Below are 12,243 nucleotides of genomic sequence, written 5' to 3'. Positions count from 1 at the left end.
GTTAGAGGCAAATTGTGGTCGAGCCCGTAGAACCAGTTGTCGATCGCCCGTAGAGCAACTCAAGCAAGTCGGGCGATCGAGAGATGAAATTAGCACGTGATGGTATAATCAACTGTAATGTAATGTGGGCTTGACCTGAATTGATGCCGGGGCGGTATAAGGGGTGGGCCCCCTACGTTCAAGCAGAAGTAGACACGCCTACTGTGAATCAACAGTTATGGATAGGTTCTATTTTGGCAATTATTGTCAACAGGCAAGCAACCACAAAAAATAGCAGTTGGGAATTGCTGCTCGTCGAGTTGAATAGAGTGTGAAGGTGTGAGGAAAATGAACAGAACTTTTTGGAATTTACTGCTAGTATCCCCGGCAATACTGGGGCTATCATCAGTCATGAGTGCCACTGCGATCGCCGCAGAAGCGACCGCAACCCCTGAAGCCAACCAACTAGCTACAGCTCAGTCATCTGAGTCAAAAATTGCAGAAATAGTTGGAGAAATAGTTGCAGAACCAGTTGCAGCAGCCCCTGCTGCCCCAGAAAACCTGGCTTTAAACAGCAGCGTCGAAGCGGCCCAAACCCCGGTCGTTAACGAAGCAGACGCTGAAAAAATCGCCTCAATCGAACCAGAAACCAGCGCAGCAGCACTGCAAACAACACTGCAAACACCAGGGAGCGACATCGGGTTAGCAGCCCCAATCGCTCCGGCCAGCGCAGCAGCGACTGAACCCCTAGCAGCGGCTGGCGCAGCCGAATCCTCGCCCCAAGCATCAGACTTGGCAGAGCAAATCAGCCAGACAGAAACCCCTGGGAAAATTGAAGTGCCAGCAGTCGCCAGCACCCCAGCTACTACCCCAGCTACTAAGGTAGAAATTGCTCAGACACCAGCCGCCGGAATGGGCGGCCCCATCGTCCCTGTTGCTCCCCAAGCGCTGCCGGCTCAACCGTCGGGAACCATGTCCCAGGTGACATCAGTCACTCAGCTCTCCGACGTGCGACCGACAGATTGGGCATTCCAAGCCCTGCAATCCCTAGTCGAACGCTACAGTTGTATCGTAGGTTATCCCGACGGCACCTACCGCGGCAACCGCGCCCTGACTCGCTACGAATTTGCAGCCGGCGTCAACGCTTGCTTAGACCAGATAACCCAGCTAATTGGGTCAACAGGTAACTTAGTTACCAAAGATGACTTAGCCATCCTGCAACGCCTGCAAGAAGAATTTGCAGCCGAACTCGCTACCCTGCGCGGACGAGTAGACGGCCTAGAAGCTCGCACTGCAGAACTCGAAGCAAACCAGTTCTCCACCACCACCAAACTGGCTGGAGAAGCCATTTTTGCTGTCAGCGACACCTTCGGAGATCCTATACAAGCTCGTGACGCCAACGGCAATCATATCCGCGATCGCGACGACCAAACGTCTACCAACTTCGGCTACCGGGTGCGGTTGAACTTCAACACCAGCTTCACCGGTCGAGACTTGCTCAGAACCCGCTTGCAAGCCCTCAACGTCGCCAACTACTCAGCAGCAACAGCTACGGGCACTAACATGGCTCGCCTAGCGTTTGATGGAGCTGAGAACAGCAATTTCACACTAGACGAGTTGTACTATCGGTTCCCGATGGGTAAAGCTACAGTCTTTGTCGGTCCTAAAGGGCTTGACCTAGATGAAATTGCAGACCAGGCTTCTACCTTTGGTAACTCTACGAGTAACGGTTCACTTTCCAGATTTGGAGTTCGCAACCCGGCCGTATTCCGCGGCCCGCAGGGAGCAGGCGCAAGTGTGAGTTTCAACTTGGGCAGCTTCCGAGCTACCGCGGGCTATCTCGCAGGCGACGGCGATGCTCCCAACCCCGCAGATGGCAGGGGCGTTTTCGACGGTTCTTTCAGCGCTCTGGGTCAGATCGGATTTTTTAGCAGACCGTTTGACTTGGGCTTGACTTACACCCGGAAATACAATCGGGCAGGCGATGTTAACCTCATGGGCGGCGTCGGCAGTTTGTTGGCTAATCGGCCCTTCGATCAATCACCTACCGCATCAGATAACTATGGCGTGCAAGTTAACTTCAAACCCAGCAGTCGCTTTCAGATTGGCGGTTGGTACGGTTATACGAAGGCTGAACAACTGCGGGGTGGCAACAATGACGCTACCATCCAGAATGGTGCTATCACTGTGGCCCTGGGAGATTTTGCCCGACAAGGCAACGTCCTCGGCTTCGTCTTTGGTGTACCGCCAAAAGTTACCGAGAGCGATGTCGCCAGAAATCGCAACACCTCTTATCACTTAGAGGGTTTCTATCGCTTCCAAGTCAATGACTTTATTTCGGTGACACCTGGCGTTTACGTGATTCTGAATCCGGAACACAACAACAACAACGAGGATATCTGGGTCGGACTCCTCCGTACTACCTTTAGTTTCTAAGGTTTCCAGACATCTAGTTACAGGTAAAAGCGGCAGGCGACTGCCGCTTTTATTTATTGGTCATGAGTGGCTAGATTTTAGATTTTAGATTGTCAACAGTTAACACTCATCAGTCAACAGTTAACACTCATCAGTTCACCAATTATGAATTTTGGCGGCAAATCCCGAATACGGATGTGTAGCCGTGCAGAAATGTGCTGCCGCCGACGGGACCAATTTCGCCGTTGCAGAAAAAGCCGCTCAAGGGGATGTTTTTGAGGTATCGGCCAAACAGTCGGGAGTCAAAGTTCGATTCGCCGTAAAGCCCTTCACCGCGCCCCAGACAAGAGAACATCAAGGCGCCGGCGCTGGATGTACCACTGTACTCGGCGGCCCGCTGATAGCGATTGAGCAGCATTTCTAGGTCTTCTGCGGAGGTGCGCGCGTCCCGCAGGTGAAATTGGATGCGCTGTCCGGGACGGACTCGATCGCCGATCGCTATTGCCCCCACTTTCGGATCTACTCCCAACAGATTGCGGATCAAAAAATCTCCCGGCTCTAATTTCAGCTTGAATTCATCGCTGACTAAGCCTACAAATAACGAGTGCTGGGCTAATTCTCGGTCTTCTTCGCTCAAAGTTTGAACTAACTCTCGCAAAGCCTCTAAGGGCGATCGTTCGATGCCGGCGCTGCCCGTATCGTCGGTTTGTTCTTCGAGTTTCAGCAAAATATTGCGATCTCCTTCCGTCACCCGATAAGGATGCCCGATCGGCCTGCAGCCTTGAGCGACGATCGTTTCCAAAACTATATTGCCACTCAAAGCTACCCCAACCGTCCCTTCTCGGTAAAGCTGATAGTCGCAAAACAGCGCCGCGCCCCTGCCCGCACCATCCCCCCCGGCTAGTCCCCCTACCTTCGCCGCGCCCGGATAGGCATAATCTAGCCCTTGGAGCAAATCGTTAATTTTTGCGGAAAAGGGGTCAGCCAAGATGATGAACTGCGGTTCTTCCTGGGCCGGCACGCCCAAGAGATCCACCCAAGTATCCGGGGGACTATCTAAGTCCGGCAGTTCTTCTGCACCGACGTGAAAAGTTCTGACATTCACTCCCGGCAAGCGCGCCAGACTCAGGCTGACTGCGGGAGATCCCTCTACTTCTTCGGTGAGGCCGCCCCGGTTCGTGCCGATGACTCCTCCCCCGCCACATCCCAGGATCGCGGTCACTGGCAGCATTTCTCGGAGTAAAGGCATCAGCCGAGAATACTCGCTGGCAAAGGCAGATGAGATAAATATCAGCGCTAAATCAGCCGGGCCTTCTAGGTCGCGATCGGCTTGTTCTATAACTTCTTTAAGGGCGGATTCCAAAGAGGGACGGGTTGATAAAGCGCTGACCCATTGCATTTGGTTTTGGGTGTACATAAGGCAAATTTCTCTATAAAACTATCTCTATACATTAGGCTAACCGGAACTGGCCACTGGGGGGAGGCTATTCTTGGGCGATCGATTCCCCCTCGATTGCCGTTCTTGTGTTAACATAAGTTAACATGAGTGTCCCGCTAATCTGTTTCGTGTTAAATGCCGTATTCAGCTAAATCTTAAAAGATAAAGCTCAATACAGTTTGACACACCAACATCGTGTAATGTTTTCATCAAAAGTAAGGTCAGCTCGACCTACATTGATGCCTGTGAACCCTTCCCCCGCCGACGGGGTAGAGTAAAGCAGGAAGTAGAGACGGCGGCTGCGATCGCAGTTATGGATGGTTTCTCTCTGGGCTGCTGCAACAGCAGCGCATCTCAAGCTATTATTAGCTGGGGTTGCCAGACCGAAACAGCAAATCCCACCCAAACTAACATCCAAAAAGAAAACCTTTCTTACTTAATAAGGTCAACGATCCAGGTCTAAAGACACGCTCGCTTCGAGCCTAAGACTTAAACCACAGTTGACCCGCCGTATACTTTAGAAGTCTACGTTTTTTGAGTTATGACACCAAGCGGCTGCTTAGCTACTCCCTTGCTCTGTCGTTAACGGTTAAACATCTTTATTTGGGTTAAGGACGTGCCGTTAGCCGAACAAGCTCACTAAACAAAGGCGCGTGCTAACATTACCTAGAAATAGGTCGGGGACCACCATATTCTCCTACACATTCATACCAACAAGCTTTATGACAACAACACCCGCAGGCAACATCCAAGAGAAAATTGAAGAAGAACTAGAAAGCGCTCGTACCGTCTGTGACCTAAAGGGCGCAACTTCCGGGGAATGCGCGGCGGCGTGGGACGCAGTTGAAGAACTGCAAGCAGAAGCTTCCCACCAAAAGCAAGTCAAACCTAAGAATTCCTTTGAAAAATTTTGCGACGACAATCCTGACGCTGCTGAGTGCCGCATCTACGAGGAATAAACGAGCCATTTAGCTCTATGCCTTCCCTCCCGCGCCGAAATCTAACTTTTGGCGCGGGAGAATTTTATTTTAGGGGTTGAGTCTTGAAATAATGGCGAGATTGGCCCTCTATCCCAATACGGTTCAAATCCGCCAGCTTCCCCCTCGCCCCCAAGGGGGACAATAATTTGCTCTTGCATCCCCCAAGGGAGGCGAGGATGGGAAGGAGATATCTGAGGAATAAACAGTTTTAACTCAAGGGTATTGCCGTCTATCGTGTCTCAAGTACCCTTCAAAGCGCGCCAAGTACCTTAGAAAAGGTAGCAGTAACTATAAACATTAAGACCGTGTTCTGGTTGCTGATTTTTTAGCATTTTTGTAGTAAAATTTGTGACAAATAAGTGAGTATATTTTCCCAAAGATGTTGAGTCTTTTATTGGCAGCCACCGGGCCTTGGTTTCAACCGCTAGTCTGGATGGATTACCGGTTGTCTGTGTTATTAACAATTTCGATCCCGCTGGTAGTGCTGATTTGGGCTGTTGTGGCAAAAGCTGAGGCGATCGTCCGTTTGTCGATTATTTATTGGCGGGTGGCGAGTTTGCTGGCCATTACACTTTACCTGATGATGGCTGCGCTGCCTGTGAGCTTTGTATCGTCGGTGATTGGGAGGGCATTAATTCCTGCTAGTCTGTGGTTTTGGGAGGATTTAAACGAAGAAATTGCCGATCGACCGCAGTCGCCCCTGAAACTGGCTTTTACAGCTTGGCGGTGGGCGATTACTGTTTACAGCGGTTTGGGCGCTCTAGCTCAACTTCCCTTCTTAAGCTGTGCTTTTAAATCTCAAATTCAAGTCATTGATGAACCTTTTTGCCGCGTTTGGTTAGACCCACCTTGGCTCTACAAACAAATGTTTCACCCTGCGGCAAACCCTCAATTTTTGGGATTGTTGGGTCTGATAGGTTTAGCAATTTATGTAATTTACTTGTCATATTTTGTGTTAATTAGACTAGGAAAACAGGGGAGATCAGCAACCGGAAATTAAGTTGATTTTAAGTAAGTATTTGCCTCCTAAATTACCGCTAAAGTCTTCAACAAAAAGCTCAAAAATCCTAACTCACAAAAGCCGGGCGCATCTATGAAAGAATCAAAATAACAGCATGGTGGCTGACGTAAACCGCCCACAAACGGGTACTTGCGAACGACTCCTGTCGTGGAGATATAAAAATTTTAGACTCAGGTACAAACTCCCAGATTCATCTGTGGATAAAATCTAAAATCTAAAATCTAAAATCTAAAATCGACTGACAGCAATGTTATTGGTAAAGACTGTGATGGATAGCAAACAAGCCTACTTACAGTGCTTAGAAAGGCTAATTTGGGCGCTCGATCGCCTGGAAGCAAAAGTCGAACCAAGTGAAGTCGCTCGGATTGCCGAACTGATTGTTCAGCCGATGATGGGGCCCTGGCGGTTTTTTCACACTCCCGAACATATTTTTGATGTGGGGGGAAAGGAAGACGCGATCGAGGTTTTGGCAGCTTTATTTCACGATACCGTCTACGTGCAAGTGGATCGCAGCATTAACTTTAACGTCAGCTACTACATCACTCCTGTTGCAAAAGAGGTTAACAAACAACTACAAATTCGGGATAAATCTGAACTGTCTGCCGATGCTACCTTCGAGATGGTGATGCTAGTATTCAATTTTGAACCGGGCGAAGTCCTCAATCCTTTCGCTGGACAAAACGAATTTCTCAGCGCTGTCGTAGCAGCAAAAGCTCTAGAACCATTTCTCACACGCGAGCAATTGCTCCAAATTGCAGGCTGCATTGAAGCAACAATTCCGTTTCGCGCCGCCGATGCAGGAGTAACGGTAAGCCAGCGCCTTTATGACCGCTTGCAAGCAATAAATAGCCTGTTTAACCTCAGTTTGACTGACGGGGAAATGCGGGAAACGGTGAAAAAAGCTGTGCGAATCTCTAACCGGGATGTGATGAGTTTTGCTCACCATAGTTCAGCCCATTTTTTGGCAAATACCTGGAATTTACTGCCGGAAACCAATCACAATCTCATCTGCTGGGGTTTTTACACGGTTCGCGACTACCGAGTTGCTTTGCTCAAGATGGAAGGTTTTCTGAATTATCTTAAGCCAGAAATAATTTTCCGACAGTTTGAGGGATATCCAGACGATCGCACCTATCAGCGCTGGGAAGCTACTGCTAAGTACAATATCGAAATTGCGAAGCTTTATTTGGGGTGCAAACTGTCTGCCCTAGCCCTACTAGAAGCTCTTTCTTCGGATTTGGAGATTGAGGTTTCTCTGGCGATGATGATGGGAGGAATTCCGGCTCAAGCTCCTAACTGCGTGCGCTTGGAAAGCTTTTTTCCCGAAATAGAGAAACCTTATAAACCTAAAATTAGTTTAGAAGCGGAAGTATTGAATTTATTAGAAAATGGGCGGGCTAAAAGCACTTCTAATACCGATTTGGAGAGTTCGCCCCTGACAACGTTTGTGGTAAAAATTGTTGGCTTTGACGAAATGCGGTATCAGTGCGATCGAGCTAAGGAATTTTTTCGAGAAAATCTCAACGCCGACGACTTTATTTCCGATTTTAACCCGATAGTTACAGAAATTGTCATTGATTCAATTCTCAAGTTGTTTGACAGCCGGAAATCTACTATCTACCGATTCTACGATATCACTTCTAAGTTAAAGTCCCAACCCCAGAGCTATTTTCCCGATCGGCCTTTTCGCTCACATGGTTAACTAGCTTTAAATACAGTATTTTTGCCTCCTCTATAGAAAAGACCATTACTCAGCTTATACAAGAGTGGAGCGATTACACCGTGACAGGATTGATTGCCTAGCCTAGCCAACCTAGGTCAATCTGCCTATCCATCCCGACACCAACAGCCCTACAGGTATGGTGTGGGGCTTCCGGCAAAGATGCTAAAAGTTGATAAAAAATGGAAATTAGCTGCTGTTTGCCTTTGACAATTATTTTATACAAAACGGATTTGATAGCTGCCTGTCACTCATCTGAGCTACCCCAGATAAGCGTCACTATAAAAAGCGACTGTTAAAGCACTTCCCCCCACAGCTACAACTGGGGAATAGCAAGTTCAAACGACTTGCAAACCACTAATCCCCAATCAAACCATGCAAACCACAAATTCAATTTACGCTCAATTGCCTCTTTGCTCTTCACTACCCACACTGAAACGAAATAATAGCACCACTGCCAATCAAAACGTGCGCTATCTCCAACAATCCTTAGTTAAAAACGGATATCCCGTCTCAACTGATGGATTCTTCGGCCCAAAAACCGAACAAGCAGTCATCAAATTTCAAAAGGATAATAAGATTGCTGTTGATGGTATTGTCGGCCCTCAAACTTGGAGTCTATTAGGCGCTTGTTATACAGGTGAACCCGGATGTTAAATCCAAGTTAACTAATCCTAGGCCCACGGGTAGCAAGAAACAAGGTTTTTTCACAGCAATACTTTTTTTCCGCCCTCATAAACGCTAAAAAACCTAGTGGTTGAGCGAAGCCGAAACCTCGTTTATGCCCGTCAAAAGTGCATCCAGGACTATTAATTAACATCTTTTCCGCACTTCTCTGCTTTTAAACAACTTGCAAACAACCAATGGAGAATTAAACCATGCAAACCACAAACGCAATTCGCACTGAATTACCTTCCTGCCGTTATTTTCCCCTACTCAAACGCAACGATGGCGTCACCCAAAATGAGGACGTTCGCTATCTTCAGCGACTCTTGAACGCCAGCGGATTTTCTGTAAATACTGATGGAGGATTTGGCCCAAAAACCCAACAAGCCGTTATCAATTTTCAAAACAAACAACAAATCGTTGCTGATGGCATTGTCGGCCCTAAAACATGGAATAAATTGGGTGTTTGTACAAATATATTTTAAAGTTTGTGCAACCATCTGTTAAAGAGAGTAGGGCGTGCAGTGTGCGCCCTATTTTTCCGTCGAAGTTTCCACCCCAGACCACCCCTCTGGGGCTCCGTACATTCGATACTTGCGAGAGCGTTTGAAATACAGCATTGCTACCCGATCGTCCGGATTGATTTGTAAAATATTCTGAAATACTTTTTGGGCGGCAACAAATTTTTGCTGGTAGTAAAAATTTAGAGCTTCTTGAAAAACCTCCGCCGTTTGCTGCTTGAGTACAATGCTTTCCTCTGTTTCTGTATCGTAAATTTCAAACACCGACACAGCATTTGTCTTTCCTTTCACCGTTACTCGATCGACAAATCTGTACTTATATTTTTCTGGATCGTCTAGGCGATCGATAATTGCACCGCTAACTAGAATGCCCGATCCGTAAACCTTAGTCAATCCTTCCAAACGAGACGCGAGATTGACGGCATCAGCAATCACCGTACTTTCCATCCGTTCTCGTTCGCCAATTGTACCCAACATCAAATTGCCCGCGTGCAAACCGACGCCGATCGCGATCGGAAACAAGCCATTTTTTTCTCGCTGCTGGTTGTAGATATTCACTTCTTTCTGCATATCAATTGCTGCTCGTACACCATCATCAGGAGATGTAGGAAACAGTGCCATCACTGCATCACCAATGTATTTGTCAATAAACCCGTTGTTTTTCCTGATGGCAGGGCTAACCTTTCCCAAATAAGTATTAATAAATGCAAAATTTTCAGGTGGTGTCATCTGTTCTGAAAGCGCCGTAAACGAGCGAATATCAGCAAACAGCACTGTCATATCTCTTTCCTGATTTTCGCCTAGTTTTACTTCAATAATACTCGGCTTTTCCAGCAAGTTTAGAAAATCGTGTGGCACAAACCTGCCGTAGGCTGCATTCAGTTTTGCTAGGCGAATTTGCGTATTAATTCTCGCCAACAATTCCTTTTTGATAAAAGGTTTAGTTACATAATCATTTGCTTCTAAGTTAAAAGCTTCTACCAAGTCGGTAGTTAGATTTTTGGCCGTCAGCATCAGAATCGGCATTTCTAACGGCGAGTATTTTTTGCGGACTTCTCGACACACTTCATAACCCGTCATCTGCGGCATCATTACATCGAGTAAAATTAAGTCCGGCTTAAATCCTGATTCAATCAGATTTACAGCTTCTAAGCCGTTGCTCGCTTGAGTTATTTCGTAGTTTTCTATAGAAAGACTGTTAATGATAACCTGAATATTAATGGGTTCATCATCGACTACCAAAACTTTTATTTTTTCAGTTTCTAGCAAGTCGCTATTGTCTGAGATCGGAGAATTTATTAGAGATGATTTGCGGCCCAATTCAGGAGTGATAAAAACGGGAGAATTCTCGCTTAAAAGCGGCTGCAGGCTGCTAACATCCGGTTGACTCTCAGATAGGGGCAAAGTAAATATGAATTGGGAACCGACGCCTACAGTTGAAGATACCCAAATTTTACCTCCGTGCAATTCCACTAATTGTTGGGCAACCGTTAACCCTAAACCAGTGCCGCCATATTCTCTAGCAGTGGAACCGTCAGCTTGTTCAAAGGATTCAAAAATTCGCTCTAATTTATCTTCGGGGATGCCAATACCGGTGTCGGATACAGTAATTGCTAATTGGGAATTAAGGGGTGATTGTGCCTTGCCAGTTACCAATTCTGCTGAAATTTCTACTCTGCCACTTTCGGTAAATTTAATCGCATTGCCGATTAAGTTGTAAAGTATTTGCTGCAACCGATTCTCGTCTGCTGCTATTGGCGGCAATTCAGGAGCAACTGAGTTAATCAACTGCAAGTTTTTTTTGCCTACTAATGGCTGAGACAAAGTGAGAATTACAGAGACGATTTCTCGAAGGCCGATGGACTTAATTTGCAGTTCGAGCTTTTTGTGTTTGAGCTGAGAAAAATCCAGAAGATCGTTAATTAAAGAAGACAATCTTTTCCCTGAAGATGTAATCAAAGCTAAGTTAAAATTTGTTGAGTCTGGCAGTTGTCCGGTAGCACCGTCTATTAAAGATTCTGCAATCCCAATAATGCCGTTGAGGGGAGTGCGGAGTTCGTGGGAAGTATTGGCTAAAAATTCGTCTTTCAGTTTGTCGAGTCGCTGCAATTCGATATTTTTAGTTTCTAAGGCAGTAAAAGATGCTTGCAGTTGTGCTGCCATGCTGTTAAAAGCAGCGGCAAGTACGCCCAACTCGTCGGAGCGATCAAGCTTTACAGTTTGGTCAAATTGTCCTTCAGATAAAGCTATTGCTGCATTTTTTAATTTTATAAGAGGTTTGATAATCCAGCGAGAAGTGAGAAGCCCTAACACAGTTGCCATGCCCAAAGCTGCCAAGCATAGCAAAACTGTAGTTCGGTTGCCGGCATGAATTTGTTCCATAAAGTCGGCTTCTGGAACGACGACTACAATCAGCAAATCTAAACCCTTGTCGTCTTGGAAGGGCAGGACTTTTAAAAATTTCTTCTGGTCGTTTATCTCAACATTTATTTGCTGGGCTTTTGTAATTTGGTGGAAGTTTTGAAAGTGAGTTTCTAAATATTTAGCTGTAGTTTGCGTTACTGCATCGCTGCTTTCTGTAACTTTAAACAGTTCTTTTTGACCGTTTTGGCTGCGGAAAGGTTTTTCGGGTGTGGAAGTTGCCAGCAGCGTGCCGTTTCTTTCGATAATAAATGTTTGACCAGATTTACCTATTTTGAGGCTGTTTAAAAATTGACCGATACTGTCGAGACGTAACGCAGCAATTAATACTCCTTCTAGCTGTTTCTGGCTGTTGTAAACTGGTTGCAGGGCGCTGAGAATCAAGGTGGGTTCTAGGAAGGATATATAGACTGAGCTCCAAGTTGGTTTGGCTTCTAGAGCTGCATAGGCGTAGGAAGGGTGCTGCCGGATGTCGAAGTTTTTAACGGCGGCGGCTACTGTAGTGCGATCGCCCGTATCATTAGTATTGTAAGAATAAAAATCAAAATTTGTCGATGGGCCCGATGCGTTAATCAATAAAGTGCCGTTAGACATCTTTTCGCCAGTGCGATATTCTCCATCTTGATTAGCGATCGACGTAAAATTGATATAAGGATATAATTGCACTTGTCGCCACAGATACTTTTCCCAAGCGGACAAGTCTTTCATGTTTACAAAACCCAGTTTCACCGCATCCAGCTTGCTTTGATTGATTTGGTGCGGAGTTTGCAGATAAGTTCTCAAATTTTGCTCAATGCGATTGCTCACCTCCCCCATCAATTGATCCGCCAGGTCATTCACTGCTCTTTGAGAGTTCCTAAATGATAAATATCCTACAATACCCACCGCTGCAAATACTTGCAAGACAAACGGAACTATGAGTACGGTTTGCAGCGTTGCTTTTCTTGAAAGTTTTCCCACTAAGTGCTTGAGAGAAGGAGTGGACATAACATTAGTTTAGGTTGAAAAACCCAGTTAATACTTGGAGCGAGTCCTTACCGCTGGTAAGCATTATAAACCATTTTGTACTTAAACACAACTTA

General features: G+C 46.4%; 10 protein-coding genes. 7 read left to right on the top strand and 3 right to left on the bottom strand.

Annotated features, from left to right (window positions below):
* The first annotated feature begins 143 nt into the window (after window positions 1–143).
* Both QUA03_RS03330 and QUA03_RS03325 read left to right on the top strand, forming a co-directional pair.
* Window positions 144–314, top strand: coding sequence for a hypothetical protein (locus QUA03_RS03330; protein ID WP_333209641.1), 171 nt, complete (start codon window positions 144–146; stop codon window positions 312–314).
* 13 nt (window positions 315–327) lie between these two features.
* Window positions 328–2,415, top strand: coding sequence for an iron uptake porin (locus QUA03_RS03325; protein ID WP_333209640.1), 2,088 nt, complete (start codon window positions 328–330; stop codon window positions 2,413–2,415).
* Window positions 2,416–2,557: 142 nt separating this feature from the next.
* On the opposite strand, the gene QUA03_RS03320 is transcribed toward QUA03_RS03325, so the two are convergent.
* Window positions 2,558–3,811: an FIST N-terminal domain-containing protein gene (locus QUA03_RS03320; protein WP_333209638.1), complete on the bottom strand. Its 1,254-nt coding sequence runs from the start codon at window positions 3,809–3,811 to the stop codon at window positions 2,558–2,560.
* A 190-nt stretch (window positions 3,812–4,001) separates the two neighbouring features.
* Entirely contained in the window at window positions 4,002–4,250 is a 249-nt protein-coding gene (locus QUA03_RS03315) for a hypothetical protein (RefSeq protein ID WP_333209637.1), read from the bottom strand.
* A gap of 304 nt (window positions 4,251–4,554) precedes the next feature.
* Here QUA03_RS03315 and QUA03_RS03310 point away from each other — a divergent pair, with 304 nt between their 5' ends.
* From QUA03_RS03310 to QUA03_RS03290, 5 genes are all read left to right on the top strand, one after another.
* Window positions 4,555–4,791, top strand: coding sequence for a Calvin cycle protein CP12 (locus QUA03_RS03310; protein WP_190662788.1), 237 nt, complete (start codon window positions 4,555–4,557; stop codon window positions 4,789–4,791).
* Between the two features lie 400 nt (window positions 4,792–5,191).
* Window positions 5,192–5,812, top strand: coding sequence for a DUF3177 family protein (locus QUA03_RS03305; protein WP_333045632.1), 621 nt, complete (start codon window positions 5,192–5,194; stop codon window positions 5,810–5,812).
* Window positions 5,813–6,080: 268 nt separating this feature from the next.
* On the top strand, window positions 6,081–7,535 hold the full coding sequence (locus QUA03_RS03300) for a hypothetical protein (protein ID WP_333209636.1): 1,455 nt from the start codon (window positions 6,081–6,083) through the stop codon (window positions 7,533–7,535).
* A gap of 393 nt (window positions 7,536–7,928) precedes the next feature.
* A complete protein-coding gene (locus tag QUA03_RS03295) occupies window positions 7,929–8,210 on the top strand; it encodes a peptidoglycan-binding domain-containing protein (protein ID WP_333209635.1) in 282 nt (93 codons plus the stop codon).
* 221 nt (window positions 8,211–8,431) lie between these two features.
* On the top strand, window positions 8,432–8,704 hold the full coding sequence (locus QUA03_RS03290) for a peptidoglycan-binding domain-containing protein (protein ID WP_333082922.1): 273 nt from the start codon (window positions 8,432–8,434) through the stop codon (window positions 8,702–8,704).
* A gap of 48 nt (window positions 8,705–8,752) precedes the next feature.
* Here the strand turns inward: QUA03_RS03290 and QUA03_RS03285 are convergent, their stop codons facing one another.
* The gene (locus QUA03_RS03285; RefSeq protein ID WP_333209633.1) at window positions 8,753–12,148 is read right to left on the bottom strand and encodes an ATP-binding protein; all 3,396 of its coding nucleotides are present in this window, start codon (window positions 12,146–12,148) and stop codon (window positions 8,753–8,755) included.
* Window positions 12,149–12,243 lie beyond the last annotated feature (95 nt).

The organism is Microcoleus sp. S36b_A4 (assembly GCF_036700645.1).
Lineage (GTDB): Bacteria > Cyanobacteriota > Cyanobacteriia > Cyanobacteriales > Microcoleaceae > Microcoleus.
Note: the sequence above shows the minus strand (reverse complement) of the source record. Positions and strands in the feature narration are given on the sequence as shown.